The organism is Paucibacter hankyongi, from assembly GCF_037482915.1.
Classification (GTDB): Bacteria; Pseudomonadota; Gammaproteobacteria; order Burkholderiales; family Burkholderiaceae_C; genus Paucibacter_A; species Paucibacter_A hankyongi.
This window is the reverse complement of sequence record NZ_JBBHJX010000015.1, coordinates 1-17,015: the sequence shown is the minus strand read 5'-3', so window position 1 is coordinate 17,015 and position 17,015 is coordinate 1. Positions and strand designations below refer to the sequence as shown.

At 62.8% G+C, this 17,015-nt stretch carries 14 protein-coding genes and 1 other annotated feature; of the genes, 7 read left to right on the top strand and 7 right to left on the bottom strand.

Going from position 1 to position 17,015, the window contains the following annotated elements; all coding sequences use genetic code 11:
- The first annotated feature begins 97 nt into the window (after positions 1-97).
- Positions 98-1,543, top strand: coding sequence for a DUF3422 family protein (locus WG899_RS18105; RefSeq protein ID WP_339597059.1), 1,446 nt, complete (start codon positions 98-100; stop codon positions 1,541-1,543).
- A 30-nt stretch (positions 1,544-1,573) separates the two neighbouring features.
- Here the strand turns inward: WG899_RS18105 and WG899_RS18100 are convergent, their stop codons facing one another.
- Positions 1,574-2,023, bottom strand: a complete 450-nt coding sequence (locus tag WG899_RS18100) for a hypothetical protein (protein ID WP_339597058.1) — start codon at positions 2,021-2,023, stop codon at positions 1,574-1,576.
- A gap of 355 nt (positions 2,024-2,378) precedes the next feature.
- Between WG899_RS18100 and WG899_RS18095 the strand changes: the two genes are divergently transcribed.
- Positions 2,379-3,077, top strand: a complete 699-nt coding sequence (locus tag WG899_RS18095; RefSeq protein WP_339597057.1) for a hypothetical protein — start codon at positions 2,379-2,381, stop codon at positions 3,075-3,077.
- Positions 3,078-3,140: 63 nt separating this feature from the next.
- Here the strand turns inward: WG899_RS18095 and WG899_RS18090 are convergent, their stop codons facing one another.
- The 3 genes from WG899_RS18090 to WG899_RS18080 form a co-directional block, all read right to left on the bottom strand.
- Positions 3,141-3,863: a riboflavin synthase subunit alpha gene (locus tag WG899_RS18090; RefSeq protein WP_339597056.1), complete on the bottom strand. Its 723-nt coding sequence runs from the start codon at positions 3,861-3,863 to the stop codon at positions 3,141-3,143.
- 35 nt (positions 3,864-3,898) lie between these two features.
- Entirely contained in the window at positions 3,899-5,101 is a 1,203-nt protein-coding gene (locus tag WG899_RS18085) for an ammonium transporter (RefSeq protein WP_339597055.1), read from the bottom strand.
- 196 nt (positions 5,102-5,297) lie between these two features.
- Entirely contained in the window at positions 5,298-5,648 is a 351-nt protein-coding gene (locus WG899_RS18080) for an ArsC family reductase (protein WP_339597054.1), read from the bottom strand.
- Positions 5,649-5,672: 24 nt separating this feature from the next.
- On the opposite strand from WG899_RS18080, the gene aat reads away from it, so the two are divergent.
- Together aat and WG899_RS18070 are read left to right on the top strand one after the other, a co-directional pair.
- The gene (gene aat, locus WG899_RS18075) at positions 5,673-6,497 is read left to right on the top strand and encodes a leucyl/phenylalanyl-tRNA--protein transferase (protein ID WP_339597053.1); all 825 of its coding nucleotides are present in this window, start codon (positions 5,673-5,675) and stop codon (positions 6,495-6,497) included.
- Positions 6,494-7,261, top strand: coding sequence for an arginyltransferase (locus WG899_RS18070; RefSeq protein ID WP_339597052.1), 768 nt, complete (start codon positions 6,494-6,496; stop codon positions 7,259-7,261). Before aat ends, WG899_RS18070 begins: the two co-directional genes overlap by 4 nt.
- 32 nt (positions 7,262-7,293) lie before the next feature.
- Here WG899_RS18070 and WG899_RS18065 read toward each other — a convergent pair whose 3' ends face one another.
- Both WG899_RS18065 and WG899_RS18060 read right to left on the bottom strand, forming a co-directional pair.
- Positions 7,294-11,616, bottom strand: coding sequence for a PAS domain S-box protein (locus WG899_RS18065; RefSeq protein ID WP_339597051.1), 4,323 nt, complete (start codon positions 11,614-11,616; stop codon positions 7,294-7,296).
- Positions 11,617-11,806: 190 nt separating this feature from the next.
- A complete protein-coding gene (locus WG899_RS18060) occupies positions 11,807-12,937 on the bottom strand; it encodes an NAD(P)/FAD-dependent oxidoreductase (protein WP_339597050.1) in 1,131 nt (376 codons plus the stop codon).
- Between the two features lie 285 nt (positions 12,938-13,222).
- Between WG899_RS18060 and WG899_RS18055 the strand changes: the two genes are divergently transcribed.
- The 3 genes from WG899_RS18055 to WG899_RS18045 all read left to right on the top strand — a co-directional run bounded on the left by WG899_RS18055 (position 13,223) and on the right by WG899_RS18045 (position 15,511).
- Positions 13,223-14,448 (top strand): IS3 family transposase gene (locus WG899_RS18055; protein WP_339597135.1). Its coding sequence is split into 2 segments (ribosomal slippage): positions 13,223-13,511 and positions 13,511-14,448, totalling 1,227 coding nucleotides; the frame shifts between segments, so codons are not numbered across the junction.
- Positions 13,501-13,617: a sequence feature (AL1L pseudoknot), on the top strand. (Overlaps the previous gene by 117 nt.)
- A 40-nt stretch (positions 14,449-14,488) precedes the next feature.
- Positions 14,489-14,839 carry a hypothetical protein gene (locus tag WG899_RS18050; RefSeq protein WP_339597049.1) on the top strand — a complete coding sequence of 117 codons (351 nt, stop codon included), beginning with the start codon at positions 14,489-14,491 and terminating at the stop codon, positions 14,837-14,839.
- Between the two features lie 111 nt (positions 14,840-14,950).
- On the top strand, positions 14,951-15,511 hold the full coding sequence (locus WG899_RS18045; protein WP_339597048.1) for a hypothetical protein: 561 nt from the start codon (positions 14,951-14,953) through the stop codon (positions 15,509-15,511).
- Position 15,512: 1 nt separating this feature from the next.
- Here the strand turns inward: WG899_RS18045 and WG899_RS18040 are convergent, their stop codons facing one another.
- Entirely contained in the window at positions 15,513-16,457 is a 945-nt protein-coding gene (locus WG899_RS18040) for a DHH family phosphoesterase (protein WP_339597047.1), read from the bottom strand.
- Positions 16,458-17,015: the final 558 nt, after the last annotated feature.

Below are 17,015 nucleotides of genomic sequence, written 5' to 3'. Positions count from 1 at the left end.
TCCTGCCGGCGCCTTCATGTTTGCGACACGGCGATTCAAGAAACTCGCACAGCCCATCGAATTTCTTGCCCCTGTCCAGCCATGAAGCCGATTCGCCATGACCCTCGATCAAGACCCTGACCTAAGCCCAAACTCCAGCCCGTCCTCGACCCTCGGAGTGCCCCCAGGCCACACTCAGCAGCAAGCCGCTGGCCCTGCTTCTGTCTGCCTAGCGCCTGCGCGGATCCTGCCGCCCGATGACGGTCTGCGCCAGACCCTGCATGATGAGGTGCATGCCCGCCCCTCGGCACGCATCAGGCTGCCGGCGTTAGTGGTCACGGTGGCCCTGCTCAATGAGGGTGTCAGCCGAGAGATGGAGTGCCAGCACCTGCGCCGCCTGCCCGGCCAGGCCGATCTGCAATTGGCCGATATGCAGGGCAACTTCTTGCGCCTGCGCGGCGACGGTCACACCGTCAAGTGGGAACGCCACAGTGAGTTCACCCGTTATGCCATTGTCCAAGCGTTGCCGGAGCGTGCGCTGCTGGGCGCCAGCGAACCGGAATTGCTGAGCGGGCTGGCCGTTGATGCCGAATGGCTGCGCAGCCTGCCCGGGCGCACGGTGGCCGCTGTCAAGCTGGTGATGGTGGAGCAGGACATCAATCCGCCCGAGGAGGCACTGGCGCTGGCCCAGCAATGGTTTGGCGGGCGCACGGTGCTGGCCTCGATGATGGGCAACTCCGAGGAACTGGCGGGTCTCGGCCACTCGATGGTGGTGAGTAATTTCCGCCTGCGGGCGAGCGGCTTCGAACGCATGCTGGTGATCGCCCCCAAGGGCACCAGCCCGACCCGTGCCGGCCGCATCTCGCAGCGACTGCTGGAGCTGGAGATCTACCGGCTGATGGCCTTGCGCGGCCTGCCGGTGGCCAAGGACTTGGCGCCGGTGCTGGCCGAGGCCGAGGCCGGCTTGGCCGAGGTGACGCTGAAGTTGGAAGCTCGATTGACTTCGGAGAGCGCGTTGCTGGACACCTTGATCCATGTGGCTGCAAGGGTGGAGCGCGCCACCGCCGAACATGCCTACCGCTTCGCTGCCACCGAGGCCTATGCTAACTTGGTACGCCAGCGCATTGCCGAATTGCGCGAAAAGCCGATCCCAGGCACCCAAACGCTGGGCGAATTCATGCAGCGCCGCTTGTCACCGGCGATCGCCACTGTGGCGGCCACCAGCCAGCGACTGGCCTCGCTGTCGCAACGAATCGAACGCGTCAGCGCGCTCTTGCGCACCCGGGTGGACATCGCCACCGAACATCAAAACCAACAACTGCTGGCCAAGCTGACCCGCGGACAAGACCTGCAACTGAGCCTGCAAACCACGGTGGAAGGCCTCTCGATCGCGGCGATTTCCTATTACGTGATCAGCCTGCTACTGTACGGCGCCAAGGCGCTGAAGTCGGCCGGGCTGCCGGTCAACCCTGAAATTGCCGTCGGCACCTTGATCCCGGCGGTGCTGTGGCTGGTTTGGCGAACCACCCGGCGGATTCACGCCAAGCTACACCGCGCCAGTTGACCCTTAGCGCCAAGCGCCAAGCGCCAAGCGCTAACGCTGCGCCTGCACCCGGCGCCAATGCCCTCGCCCAGCCTGCGGGCCTCGAAAACGGGGCCAAGCGCCCGCGGGGTTGACCGCCTGGGCAGGCGTCCAGTCTGGCGCTTGGGCTGGGCTGGCATGGAGCCGCAGCAGTCTTTGCTGCAAGCGTTCCAAGGCCGCGCAGGTGTCCAGCAGTTGCGCCTTTTGCCGCTGCAGCACTGCCACGGCGGGGTCCGGAAAGGCGGCAATATCGGCCCGAAAACGCAGCAGCCAACGCTCGATCAAGGCCTGCAACACGCTCAATTCATGCTGCGCTGCGGCTTGCCCTGTCTCCAGGCTCAGCAGGCAGTGGTCCAGCAATGCGCCGACCGGCAGGCCGTCCAGGGCGGCCACCTGATCCTCGGCGGATGCACTCAACCACAAGCGCAGTTGCTGAACAGGCGTCAACGACGATGTATCCATAGCACTCCTCACTGATCAAGAACCGAAGGGCCTTGATCGAATGGCATCGCAGTGTAGGAGGGCCGAGCCGCTTTGTATTCAATTCACATCAAACTTTATTGATATTCCGAAACACTCGAACGCCTGATACGCCAGTGCTTGAAACCCGCGACCAGCATGAGGCAAGTTACTCGTAGAAGCCCAGGTTTCTACCGAACTTCTGACCACAAGTGACGGTGCTGCGCGCCAAAACGACGCATATCGATTGACAGCGCAGCGGGCACGTCGATAGCATCGGCCCCTGGCTTTTCGGTTGATCGCATGCGCTGTCCTTGGCGGCGCATGGTCGGTTGCCGGCGCCTCAAGGGAGATAACAATGCCCTCGATACAGCAAGAGCTTGGCCTCTCCAAGGCCAAATCGGCCGGCCCGCAACAGGTCGCTCCTGGCTTGGCCCGTGGCCTGCAGGAAGAGCTGACCAAGGCCTTGTCGCTGGCCTTGAGCCAACTCGAACAACTCGGTCGCCCAGGCTCGCGGCGCAGTCGGCTGGCCCATCGGCGCGCTCAAGAATTCGTCGAGTCGGCGCTGGAAACCTCGCAACTCTTGCTGGCGGACCTGCAGCAATCGCCTGAGCCCCTTGTGCATGACAGGGTAGCCCCGGCCCGCAGCGAACCCCAGCATGAGTTGCTGGTGACCTTGCGGCGTCAATTGGCAACGCATCACTGCCTCGAACTGCGTACCCTGCCGATCTTGCATCAGGGCCCCTTGCCTGAATTGCCGCGCATCGTGGCGCGCACCATCGCCGAGGTCACGATGGGTCTGCTGGAAGGCGAAGCCGGTGTGGTGTCTGGACTCCGGATTGGCGCCCTGCCGCACGGCCTGAGCTTGCAACTGCTGTGCCGGCCGATGGCGGAACGCGACGTGGCCGAAGTGCGCCAGCAACTCGACGGCAAGCTCGCCGGTGGTACCGCCACCCGGCTGGCCTTGGTGGGCGCCGGCATTGGTGCCGGTCAAGCCCAGCACAGCGATGTCTTGAGCAGCATCCTCTGGCCGGCGCTGGCCGACGAGCCGCACTAAGGTCGAACAGGGTCAGCGCCTCGGCTTGACCCTTGTGACTCGTTGTACCGGCGATTGACCCCGTTAGGTACCCGGCAAACGGGCCGGCGGCGTGGCCAGACTGTCGATGTCCAAGCCCTGCTGTTGCAGCAGCTTTTCCAGCGCTGGCAAGAGCGGGCCGAGCTTCTCGTCCAAGGCCTCACGCACCGTGTCCACAAAGACCTGGGTCTGACGCTCGATCTCGATGTTCAGCCGCGCGCCCTCACCTTTATCGCCGAAGCTGGTCATGCGCAGCGTCTCGGGAATCAGCCAGACCTCGAACCAACCGCCGCCGCCCGACTCACGGCCGGCCTCGGCCACGGTCAGGCTGGCGCCGTTGATGGCGATATAGCCCTTGGCGAAGATGTAGCGCATCCACGGGGCAGGCACCTGGATACGGATCACATGGTTGTTTTCGGGGCGTCGAATTGCGGCCACCGTGGCCATGAAATCGACATGGCCGCTGAGCGGATGGCCGCCAATCTCAGCGCCGTCTCGCGCCGCACGCTCTACATTGATGCGGCTCCCCGGTTTCAACTCGGCCAGCGTGGTCAAGGCCAGGCTTTGCTGCATCACATCAAAGTCGGCCTGCTGCGCCTCGGCGTCAAGCCGCGTCACCGTCAGGCAGACCCCGTCGCTGGCCACGCTGGCACCGATCTCCAGACCGGCGCAAAAACCCGGCGGAAATTGCAGCGTGAAACTGCGCAGGCCGGGTCGGTCGGTGATGGCGGCGACGCTGGCGACGCCTTGAACAATGCCTGTGAACATGGAAGCTTGAAGCGAAATCGGGAGGAGCACCGAGCTTACCAGCTGACCTCGCGCTCGGGCGTCGAGCCGATCTTATGGATCGACAGGTCGGCACCATCAAACTCTTCTTCCTGCGTCAAGCGCAGGCCGACAAAGCGGCGCAACAGGCCATAGACCACAAAACCGCCCAGCAGCGCCCAGCTGATACCGGCCAGCGTACCGAGCAACTGCGCCACAAAGCTGATGCCACCCAGCCCGCCCAAGGCGCTTTGGCCAAAGATGCCGCAAGCGATGCCGCCCCAGGCGCCGCAAAGACCGTGCAGCGGCCAAACACCCAGCACGTCGTCGATCTTCCAGCGATTCTGGGTCAAGGTGAACATGCGGACGAAGATGGCGCCGGCCACACCGCCCACCACCAAGGCACCGATCGGATGCATCACGTCGGAGCCCGCGCACACGGCCACCAAGCCGGCCAAGGGGCCGTTGTAGGCAAAGCCTGGGTCGTTACGCCCCATCAAGACGGCAACCAAGGTGCCGCCCACCATCGCCATCAATGAATTCACCGCCACCAGGCCGCTCATCTTGTCCAGCGTTTGCGCGCTCATCACATTGAAGCCGAACCAGCCCACCGCCAGCACCCAGGCGCCCAGCGCCAGAAAGGGAATGCTGGACGGCGGATGCGCACTGATCGCGCCATCCTTGCGGTAGCGATTCATCCGCGGGCCCAGCAAGAGCACGGCCCCCAGGGCGATCCAGCCGCCCACCGCATGGACGACGACGCTGCCGGCAAAGTCATGGAACTCGGCGCCGAATTGCCCCTTCAACCAGCCCTGGAAACCAAAGGCCTGATTCCAAGCCACGCCCTCGAAAAGCGGGTAGATCAGGCCGACGATGACGGCCGTGGCCGCCAACTGCGGGCCAAAGCGGGCGCGCTCGGCAATGCCGCCGGAGATGATGGCGGGAATCGCCGCCGCAAAGGTCAGCAAGAAGAAAAACTTGACCAACTCATAGCCGTTCTTCAAGGCCAAGGTCTCGGCGCCGGTGAAGAAATGGGTGCCGTAGGCCACCGTGTAGCCAAGCAGGAAATAGGCGATGGTGGAGACCGAGAAGTCCACCAGGATCTTGACCAGGGCATTGACCTGGTTCTTCTTGCGCACGGTGCCCAGTTCAAGAAAGGCAAAGCCGGCGTGCATGGCCAGCACCATGATGGCGCCGAGCAGAATGAAGAGCGCGTCGGCGCTTTGTTTGAGATTTTCCATCGCGGATCCGGGCTTGCTTTGATGAGGTGGAGCGGGTCAGTCCCACCTGCGGCGCACCGAAGGCGGGACTTGATGCACCAATTCAGCAAGAAAGATGCCTGAAACGGGGCACCAATTACGCACCGTTTTGCATCACGGGTCGCCGCGTTGGCCCATCAAAGCACCAAGCAGGTGCAAGCCATGCACCAAGCCGGGATCAGGCGTGCGCCGAGAACAGCTCGGCCGAGAAGCCCACGGTCAGACGACCATCCGCCCAGCGCAGCAGCGGGCGCTTGATCAGGCTCGGCTGAGTCATGATCACGGCCTGGGCGGAAGCGCTGTCCAGCACGGCCGCGCGGGTCGCCTCATCCAATTTGCGCCAGCTGGTGCCGGCGCGGTTCAGCACCCGCTCCCAGCCCAGCGCTGCGCACCAGTCGCTCAAGTCCTGTGCCGGCACGCCGGCCTTTTTGAAATCATGGAACTCGTATTCGAGGCCCTGATCGGTGAGCCAGACGCGCGCCCGTTTGACGCTGTCACAGTTGGGTATGCCGTAGACGGTGATTTTCATGGGCGGCACGCTACCATATTGCCAATGATCCCTTGGCTTGATGACCACACGCTGGACTTCCCGCCCAGCCACACTGCGCTGGGGCCGGACTCGGACGCCCCCGGCCTGCTGGCCGCCGGCGGCGACCTGCGCCCGGAGCGCTTGCTGGCCGCCTATTCGCGCGGCATCTTCCCCTGGTACGGGCCGCAACAGCCGCCGCTGTGGTGGGCGCCGAATCCCCGCATGGTGCTGCAGACCGCCAATTTCAAACTGGCACGCTCGCTGCGCAAAACGGTGCAGCATTTCATTCGCACGCCGGGCTGCGAAATCCGCGTTGACAGCGCCCTGCCCGAGGTGCTGAGCGCCTGCGCCGGCGCACCGCGCGAGGGCCAATCCGGCACCTGGATCCTGCCCGAGATGCAAGCGGCTTACCTGGACTGGCGCGCGCGCATGGGCTGCGTGCACAGCATCGAGACCTGGGTCGATGGCCATTTGGTGGGCGGGCTTTACGGCATCAATCTGGGCCGCATGTTCTTCGGCGAGTCGATGTTCATGCGCCGCACCGACGCTTCCAAGATTGCGCTGACCGCCCTGGTCTGCCTGTGCCGCCGCCATGGCATCGACTGGATCGACTGCCAGCAAAATACCCGGCACCTGGCCTCGCTCGGCGCGGCCGAAGTGCCACGCGAGGCCTTCGAGGCGCATTTGAAGCGCAGCCTGGCGCAGCCAGCCCCAGCCGATTGGTCATTTCATCCCTCGTTTTGGGCCCTGCGCGGTGGCGACAAGGAGCCCACCGGTGATACTGACGCTCAGGATACGCAGACCATGCTGAAAACCGGCCCCGACCATCAAGCCCCCATTCGACCGTGACCTACCCGAAGGAACTTCCGCTGACGCAGTTGCAGTTCTATGCAACCGCCGCCTATCCTTGCAGCTACTTGCCTGACCGGCAGGCCCGCTCGCAGGTGGCCACGCCCAGTCACTTGATCCATGCGGACGCCTACTCGGGCCTGGTGGCGGCGGGCTTTCGGCGCAGCGGCCTGTTCACCTACCGCCCCTTTTGCGAGGGCTGCAAGGCCTGCGTGCCGATGCGCATACCGGTGGCCGAATTTGCAGCGTCGCGCAGCCAACGCCGCGCCTGGCGCCAACACCAAACCCTGCAAGCCAAGGTGATGCGCCTGGGCTATAGCCAAGAGCATTACGAGCTCTATCTGCGCTACCAAACCGGCCGCCACTCGGGCGGCGGCATGGACCACGACAGCGTCGACCAGTACACCCAGTTCCTGCTGCAAAGCCGCGTCAACACCCGCTTGGTGGAGTTCCGTGAGCCGCAGGCCGACGGCAGCCTGGCCCTGAAGATGGTGTCCATTCTGGACATCCTCAGCGATGGTCTCTCGGCCGTCTACACCTTTTACGAGCCCGAAGAGGGCGCCAGTTATGGCACCTACAACGTGCTGTGGCAAATTCAGCAGACCCGTGATCTGAAGCTCAACCATCTCTACCTGGGCTACTGGATCGGCGAGAGCCCGAAGATGGCCTACAAGACCGGTTTTAGGCCCTATCAGCTGCTGCGGGACGGCAACTGGGCGTGCGACACCGCCGAGGCCACAGCGCGGGGCGAAACCAAGGCCTGAGCCAAAGTCTGAGCCACGGTCTGAGCCGAACCTCAGCGCGCGCCCAACAAGTCCTGCGCCGGCACCGGTCGGCCAAAGTAATAACCTTGGAAGGCTTGGCAGCCCATCTTGCTCAAGATCTCGAGCTGCCCTGCGCCCTCCACGCCCTCGGCGATCACCTTCAGCCCCAGGCTCTGACCCAAAGCCAGCACGGTGCGCGCGATCACCACATCATTGATGTCGGTCAGCAGATCACGCACAAAGGACTGATCGATCTTGAGCTGATCCAGCGGCAGGCGCTTCAAGATCGACAGCGATGAGTAGCCGGTGCCGAAGTCATCCAAGGAGAAGCCCACGCCCAAGGCCTTGACCGCGCGCATCTTGGTGATGACGTCCTCCACATCTGCAACCAGCATGCTCTCGGTCAGCTCCAATTTGAGCTGATAGGGATTGGCGCCCGTGCGCCGCAATGCCGCCGCCACCGAGTCAACAAAATCCGCTTGCGCCAGCTGTAAGGCACTGACGTTGACCGCCATGCTCCAAGACGCTGTGACAGGGTCCTCGGCCCAGCTGCGCAGCTGCGCGCAGGCGGTTTCCAGCACCCATTGGCCGAGCGGCAGAATCAGCCCGCTTTCCTCCGCCAGGGGAATGAAGAACAGCGGCGACATCAAGCCATGGGCCGGGTGCTGCCAACGCACCAGCGCCTCAACGCCGACCGGCTTGGCCTGTGCATCGACCTGCAGCTGGTAGAACAGAACAAACTCCTGCGCCGCCAGGCCTTGCCGCATGTCGCGCGCCAGCGCCTGCCGCTCCGACACCGAAGCCTGCAAGACCGGATCATAAAAACAAGCCCGGTTGCGGCCGCCGGCCTTGGCCTGGTACATCGCCACATCGGCCTTCTTCAGCAGCTCTTGACGGTCTTCTTGCTCGCCGATGAATACCACGATGCCAATGCTGGGCGTGCAGACATGCTCCTGCCCGCTCAACAAATAGGGCTGAGCCAGCACCTGCAGCAAACGCTCCGCCACCTGCTCGGCCGCCTTGGCGGCCTCGGCGCTGTGAACCCCCAAGGTTTCCAACAGAATCACGAATTCATCGCCACCAAAGCGAGCGACGCTGTCGCCCTCGGGAACATGGACGCGCAGTCGCTCGGCGACTTGCTGCAGCAGCTCATCGCCGGCTTCATGGCCCAGGCTGTCGTTCAGCAGCTTGAAATGGTCCAAATCCAGCAGCATCAAGGCGCCGTGCTCGCCGCTGCGGCCCGAGGCCAGCATCGACTGGCTGAGTCGGTCCAAGAGCAGGCGCCGGTTCGGCAGGCCGGTCAAGGGGTCATAAAAGGCCAGCCGGTGCATCTCTTCGAGGTGCCGTTGCCGGGATGAAATATCGCGCACCAAGCCCACAAAGCTGCTGCGCCCCTCGCGCGTCAACTCCGACACCGACAGCAGCATCGGGAACAAGCTGCCATCCTTGCGCAGCCCTTCCAGCTCTCGCGGCCGCCCAATCATGCGGGCCTCGCCGCCCTTTGCATAGAGCGCCAGGTAATGGTCATGATGGCTGCGATGCGGCTCGGGCATCAGCATCGACACATTGCGCCCCAGCACCTCGTCGGGCGCATAACCAAAAATCTCACTGGCGGCCTGGCTGAAGGAAATCATCAGGCCCTGGGCATCAATGCTGATCACCCCATCTTCCATATTGTCCAAAATGGCTTGGGTGTGCTGAGCCGATTCCTTCAGCAAGGCCTTGCCGGCCAAGAGCTGCTGCTCGGCCTGTTTTTGCTCGCTGATGTCGTGGACCTGTGTCACCAAATGCAAGACCTGACCCTGCTCGTCCTTGACCGCCGCGACCGACAACAAGCCCCACACCACATGACCCGCCTTGTGGAAATAGCGTTTGGTCATCACATAGGAGTCGATCTCGCCGCGCAAGACACGGCGCATATCCCGCAAATCAGCCTGCAGATCGTCCATAACGCTGAGCTGCCTGAAGTCCAGACTCAACATTTCAGGCTCGGAATAGCCGAACATCTGGCACAGCTTGGCATTGACCCGCAGCCAAGTACCTTCTGTGGACACCAGCGCCATACCGACGGCCGAGCATTCAAATGCCCCCTTGAAACGCGCTTCACTCTGCGCCAGCGCCTCCTCGGCCAACCAGCGCGAGCTGATGTCTTCATGGCTGATCACCGCGCCGCCCCCGAGTGATCCCAGCGCATAAGCGCGCATGCGGAACCAGCGCCGCCGTGTCGGCGAGTGGCAGGGGTACTCCAGGCTGAATTCAGACCGACTACCTGACAGCACCGCCTCTATGCCCTGCAAGGCCGGTGCGGCCTCATCTGCCGACAACTGAGCGCCGGCTGACCGGCACACCTCCAGGTAGTTGACGCCAATGGATTCGGCGGCCAGCCCAGTGGCGCCGTTGCTGCGGGCAAACTCTCGCCAAGCCCGATTGACGGTGACGATCACACCGTTTGAGTCCAACACCGCGATCTGCTCGGTCAGCGCGTCGATCACGGCGCCGCTGAACCGTTGAGCCCGATGCAGACGTTCCTCGGCCAGCTTGCGTTCGCTGATGTCTTGCACGGTGCCGAGCAGGCTCAGCACCTCGCCATCGGCGCCTCGCTCCAGCGCACCAAAGCCCAGCAACCAACGGCTGACGCCGCCCAGCGGACGGACCCGAAACTCGATACCGCCGGGCGACTGGCCGGCCATGCAGGCGGAAAACCAAGCCTGCACGGCCGCCCTGTCATCGTCATGCAAAAGATCGAGGTAGGTGACTCCAAAGGCCGGCGGCAAGGGCACACCCGGCTCCACGCCATAGAGTTGGTAGGTCTCGGTGCTCCAGGTGCGCTCACCGGTTTTGATGTCCAAGCGCCAGCTGCCGATGTGCGCAACCGCCTGGGTGTCGTTCAGCAGACGCTGTTGCTCGCGAACCTCGGTGACGTCGCGGCCCACACAGCTCAAGCGTTGCACTTGACCATCCTTGCCTCGCACGGCACAGATATGCCACTGCAACCAGTGCAGGCGCCCATGGCGACCGAGTTGCCGGTTCTCCAGCTTCAAGACCGAGGCCGCGCCCGCATCCAGCCAAGCCCGCAAGGTCTGTAGCGTCGGTTCACGGTCATCCGGATGAGTAAAACTCAGCGCCGACTGACCGACACAGTCCTGCCGCGCCAGCCCGAAGACCGCCTCGGTGGCGTTGTTGACAAAGAAGAAACGCCCCCATTTGTCGATGCTGGCGATCAAGTCCGGCGAGTTTTCGACCAGGGCGCGGTAATTCGCCTCGCTGTCGCGCAAGGCCACATCGGACTCGCGCCGTGCCACCAGCACGCGCTGGAGACCGATCCCGACCCGCTCGATCTCACCACTCTCCGCCAGTTCATCCGATGTCACCCGATCATTGCCGGCCTCTTCATCCAATCGTTTTGTCATCGAAGAGATCGGCGCAATGATGCTGCGCCCCAAACGCAGGGCAAGGACCAGGGTCAAGATCGCCGCGCCCAGGCTGAGCCACAAGCTGCGCTGCAGCCTAGCGCGGTGCTCGGCAAACAACGCGTCTTCAGACAGCCCCACTTGCAAGCGCCAGTCGCTGCCCGCCACCGGTCGGCTGTAATACCGCCGCGACACGCCGTCCTGATCGAGTGCGCGATAAAAACCCGGTGGCAGCTCCGCAGACATGCCCGTTGCCAACCCCGGCGCGGACGCCGCTCGCGACAAGGGTTTGCCGACCTGCCCCGCCAGCTCGGTCGAGCGCAACACCACCTTGTCCGTTTGGTCGATGACCGTGAGCAAGGTATGCGGCGGCAACCCCGCCAGCAGTTCGTCGTTCAATTGCAGCAGGTCGAGAGAGCCAAGCAGCAAGCCCGCCTTGGTGCCCGCCATGTCATAGATCGGCATCGACATCGGCGACACCCAGCGGCCGCTGCTGGCCCCCACGAGGGCCCCGCTGACCAAGAAGCCGTCGTGGGCAAGGGCTTGCTCAAACCACGCGGAGCGGCTCACCACCACTGAGTCCATGGCGCGAGGCAGATAGGAGCACAGGGCTCGGGCTTCGCGGTCCCGCACCACCAGGGTGGTGAATTCCGGGTTGATCTGCACATAGCTGGCGATCAAGGGATCGCAGTGCTTGGCGTCCAAGGCCCGCACCTGCGGCCGCGCGGCGATACGGGTCAGCTGCGCCTGCGTTCGCTGCAGCGTCGCCTCCAGGCCCGCCGCAACGGTGTCGGCCACGAGTCGCAACCGCTCATGCGCGGCAGCCTCACTACGTCGCGCGTCGGCCAGTAGATTGGCCCCCAGCAGCGAGGCTGCCGGCAAGAAGGCGCCCAGGGCAAGCAGGAAGATCCGTTGACGAATTGAGCGACGATGAAATGCACGCATCAGCATCCTGGGCCCGGGTCAATCGACACCCGGCTACTCTACCCCGCTATCGGCGCCGGCCAAGCACTCAATTAACGCCGGATTCAGGGCCAAGTTGTGGCGTCACAACCGCATCGCCTTGCACCGATCCCTGTTTGGGGTCAGGTCTTGCGCTTAAGGCATTGGCTCTTGGGGCGTTAGGGCCTTAGGCTTAGGCCAGTTCCAGTCGCAGCAGCACCTCGCGCGCCAGCGCCAGGCTGCTGGTCAACCCCGGTGACTCGATGCCGAGCAGATTGACCAAACCGGACAAGCCATGCTGGGCGGGGCCATCGATACGGAAGTCCGGCGCAGGCTCGCCCGGCCCATGAATTTTGGGTCGCACGCCGCTATAGGCCGGCTGCAAAGCACCATCGGGCAAGCCCGGCCAATAGCGCCGCACATCGGCATAAAAGGCCTGCGCGCGCTCCGCCTCCACGGCGTAATCGATTTGATCGGGACTGTGGATATCGGCCTCGAGCCAGCGCGCATCCGGCCCGAAGCGGGCCTGCCCCGCCAGATCCAGGGTTAGGTGTACGCCCAGCCAGGCGTCCTGCGGCAAGGGGTAGATCAAGCGGTCAAAGGGCGAGCGGCCGGCCAAGGCAAAGTAGCAGCCCTTGCTGAAGTGCGCGGCGGGTCGATAAGCCGCGCCGAGTCCCTCGGTCTGCTGGGCCAGCCGCGGCGCCCACAAACCGGCCGCATTGACGACCCGGCGGGCCAGCAACTCCATCACGGCGCCGCCCGTTTCAACCTCCAAACACCAGCCACCGGCCTGCGGGCGCAGACGCTGCACGGTGGAGCACAGGGCTACGGCCCCACCGGCCGCCTCCAACTCGCCTTGTAGCGACAGCATCAGCCCATGGCTATCGACAATGCCGGTGGACGGCGACAGCAAAGCACCCTCGCAACGCAAGGCCGGTTCCAGCGCGCGCGCTTCGGCTGCGCTCAAGCAACGCAGATCGTCGACCCCATTGACCAGCGCCTTGGCCGCCAGCGCTTGCAGGCCGGCCAGTTGAGCGGCATCACTGGCGACCACCAACTTGCCACAACGCCGATACCCGACCTGATGCGTCTCGCAATAGTCGTAGAGCATGGCGCGCCCTTCGACACAAAGCCTGGCCTTCAGCGAGCCCGGCGGGTAATACAGGCCCGCATGGATGACCTCGCTGCTGCGTGAGCTGACCCCGCTGCCGATGCGGGCTTCGCGCTCCAACACCAGCGTCTCCTGGCCCTGCCGAGCCAAGGCCCGCCCAATCGCCAGGCCCACCACCCCGGCACCAATCACCACTGCGTCCACTGTATCCATTCGGGTATTGTGCGAGTCGCACCACAAATGGCCCCGAAACACTCCAAAAAACGAGGGCTGCACGCGACATGGCGGGCACAAATCGCCAACTATTGCGCGCAAAGCGCACAAGAGCGGACCCCACCCCTGAAGTAGCCGGTGTTCCCCGCGCTTTTCGGCCGATTACCTTGCCGAACTGCGCTGACACTCCGCAGCCATCGAGCCCAGCAGTCATGGGCCAGCAAGCCGGTCGCCATCTGAACCGCACCGAGATTCATGGAGGCTCCAACTTACGAGAATGGAGCTATGAATAAGTCAAAGAAGTACGCCCCCGAGGTGATCGAACGAGCCGTTCGAATGGTTCTGGAATGTCAGGACGAGCACGAGTCCCAATGGTCTGCAATTCGCTCGGTGGCAGCCAAGATGGGCTGCAATTGCGACACTTTGCGACGTTGGGTTCGGCAACAAGAGAAGGATTTGGGACAAAGACCTGGCCCGACGAGCATGGACATGGCTCGCATCAAAGAGCTGGAACGCGAGGTCAAGGAGTTGCGCCGGGCCAATGAGATCCTGAAGGTGGCCAGCGCGTTTTTCGCCCAGGCGGAGCTCGACCGCCGCATCAAGAACTGAGGGCCTTCGTTGCACAGCACCGCCATCAGTGGGGTGTCGAGCCCATCTGCCAAGCTCTGGAGATGGCACCCTCCGGCTATCGCGCCCATATGGCCAAGCTGCGGGACCCCACCAAGCGCAGCGTCCGGCGCAAGCGGGATGAGGATTTGTTACCCCAGATCAGCCAGGTCTGGAATGACAACCTGCGGGTGTATGGTCCTCGAAAGGTATGGCTCCAACTACGGCGCCAACAGGTCTGCGTGGCGCGTTGCACCGTGGAGCGACTGATGCGCCGACTGGGGCTGCGGGGCGTGGTGCGTGGCAAGCCGGTGCGCACCACCATTGCCGATCCCAAAGCACCTTGCCCACTGGACAAGGTAAACAGGCAGTTCAAAGCCACCCGCCCCAATCAACTCTGGGTTGCGGACTTCACCTATGTTTCCACCTGGCAGGGCTTTGTCTATGTGGCCTTCGTGGTGGATGTCTTTGCTCGGTGCATCGTCGGGTGGCGCGTGAGCACCTCCATGCAAACCGACTTCGTTCTCGACGCGCTGGAGCAAGCGGTCTACGCACGCAAACCCAGTCAAGACGGCGGTCTGATTCATCACTCCGACAGAGGCTCGCAATATCTTTCCATTCGCTACTCAGAGCGCCTGGGCGAGGCGGGCATCGAATCCTCGGTCGGCAGCACCGGAGACAGCTATGACAACGCCCTGGCCGAAACCATCAACGGCCTATACAAAGCCGAGGTCATCCACAGGCGCACCTCATGGAAGTCCCGCGAGGAGGTTGAATTGGCCACGCTGACCTGGGTGGCTTGGTTCAACAATGTTCGGCTGCTCGAACCCATTGGCCACATCCCACCCGCTGAAGCTGAGGCAAACTACTACCGTCAACAAGCTGTCTTGCCAGCTATGACATGACACTTACCAAATAGCCTCCACGAAACCCGGTGCGGTTCAGGTGGAACTGGAGCGTGTGCTGCAGCAGCGCCGCCGACTCCAAGATCAATTGGCCAGCGCTTTGCAGCGGCAGCAAGAAGCCGAACGGCAGCTGCACAGCTCACGCGCTCGCACCGACCCCAGCGCGAAGGAGCGCCAGCAACTGCAGCAGGCCCAGGCTCAGTTGCAAGAGGCCTTGCAGCGCAGCGAAGACGATGAAAGCCAACTGCAAAAATTACGCAAACAGCTGCAGGCCTTGGAAGGACGGCTGGAGCGCAGTCTGATTGAGAAGGACTTCATCGAAGATCATTTGCTTCGGCTGGATCGACAAGAGCGCCAACTGCATGGTGAGAGCTTGGTCGCCAGCAACTGATTGACGGCACAATCGCTCCCCTGGCCTCGCGCCATGATCAGGGCAGGCCGTACCGATGCGGGTCCCTTTCATCCAAACACAGCATTCATCATTCTTCGAAGGACTTAGAGCATGGGACGTACCGTTCTTTTGGGCGCAGCACTGCTGGGCTTGGCCCTTGCGTTCACCGCCCCCGCGCGGGCCGATTTCGAACTGGTCGACAAAAAGGGCCGCCGCGTTCTGCTGAAGGACAACGGCACCTGGCGATTCATCGAGTCCAAGGACGGCGCAGCGTCGGCCCCCGAGGAAAAGGCCGAGGTCAAGTTGGACAATATGCTGGAGCTGCAGATCACTCGCCGCGTTGAGAGCCCCGGCGGCTGCACCTTTGAGCTGGCCTTGGCCAATAAGCTGCCGTTTGAGCTGCGCAATCTGGTGCCGGACTTTTCGGCCTACCGCGCCAACGGCCTGATTCACTCCACCCAGCTGACCAGCTTTGCCTGGATCAAGCCCAGTGAAGTGCGCAGCAAATCGGTGCAGTTCAACGGCATTGCCTGCTGGGACATCGCGCGCCTGCAAGTGCATGGCGGCGACCGCTGCGAAGTGGGCGAGCTGAATAAATTCACCGAAGCCAAGGGCAAGTGCCTGGCTGCCATCAAGGTCGTTCCCAGCGAACTGCTGACCTTCGAAAAGTGATTCAGTTGCCGGGCTGTTGAGTCGCATTCAGCGCGTCAAAGCTGCCGCTGAGCAAGCCCGGCAAACGCTCCACACCCATCCGGAAGCCGCACGCCTGCGCGTGCCCACCGCCGCCCATGCTTTCGGCCAGCGGGATGCAGTCAAAGTTGCGCTGCGATCGCAGCCCACACTTCACCGCCCCGCCCTGCCCGGCGCTCCACATCAGCGCAAAAGTGCCTGACTTGGCCGACAACAAATCGCCTACCAAGCTGTGAAACATGCCAGGGGCATTGACCATTAGCCCCTCAATGCCATTGAAGGTGAGCGGCTGGGCGCCCTCCGCCAAGTCTGCGCAGAGCTTGCGGTACTTCTCGTCCATCGCCGCACCGCGTGCCATAAAGGTCGTCAGTTGCTCGGGAGTGAAGGCCGAGATCTCCTGCCAGCGGGAAAACTCTTTTTCTTCCATGTCCAGCGCGGACAAGAAGGCGCCACTTTCGGGATATTGCCAAGCCCAAATATCGCGATCCTCAACATAGCGCACCAAGGCGGGCATGTCCGCGTCGGGATGGAAAAACTCCCAGGCCAGGCGCGCGCCGGACTTGCTCATATCGAAATGCAGCACGCCGCAGCGACAAGCAAAGCCGGTGAGCTTTTCGGCCGCGCTCTTGTGATGGTCCAGCAGCACGAGCTTGGCCGCGCCGGCGTCTTCAATGCCTTGCAGAATTTCCGCCGGGAATGAGAAGTCAAGGATGTAGACCGTACGCCCAGTGACTGGCGGCAGATCGGCCATCGACTGCACTTGCCCGTGATCCAAGCCGATGAACTCAGCCTGTCCCTCGTAATAGATCCAAGCCGCCAGGGCCGCCGCAAAACCATCGGAGCAACCTTTGCCGTGATACAGGATCAAAGGCTGAGGGTCAGTTTTTGCCGGAGCCAGCAGCAATTGCAGGGGAAGAATGGTTTTCATAGCGCACCCATGGAACGAGAACCAACAACACATGCCAGTCGTCGCATTGAACAAGAAAAAAGCCCTAAGTGTTTAAAAACTTAGGGCTTTATGAACGCTTCTGCCGCTGGGCAGAATTTGCAATGGTGGGCCGGGGTCACTTGAACTCGAGTCGCCAACCCGCATAAATACTGGGTTTTTCACACATGACTCTACCGAGTTCTTGCAAATGTTCTTGCAACAGCCTCGTACAAGCCTTGCATAAGGAAGTCCATCACCAGAGGCACCTGCCCCGATGCTGACCGTCATTCTAAGTTCTTCTTAAATGCGTTCCCGGTGACAACTCACCGACAAGGCCAAAGTGTTCAAACGCAGTCAGCATTGAACATCGAAACGCCAAGCTCGAGCGGCAGCAAGGTGCCCAAACCGGGCGTTCAGTCCGGCACGAAACTCACCGCTCCGAGCGGCAGTAACGGTCCTGTCTCAGGCACAACTGCCGGGCCACGAAATTTTTGTTGATGCACCAGTCATAGGGGGTAGGAACCCAGAACAAGCCAGCCAAACTAAACCCGTTGCACC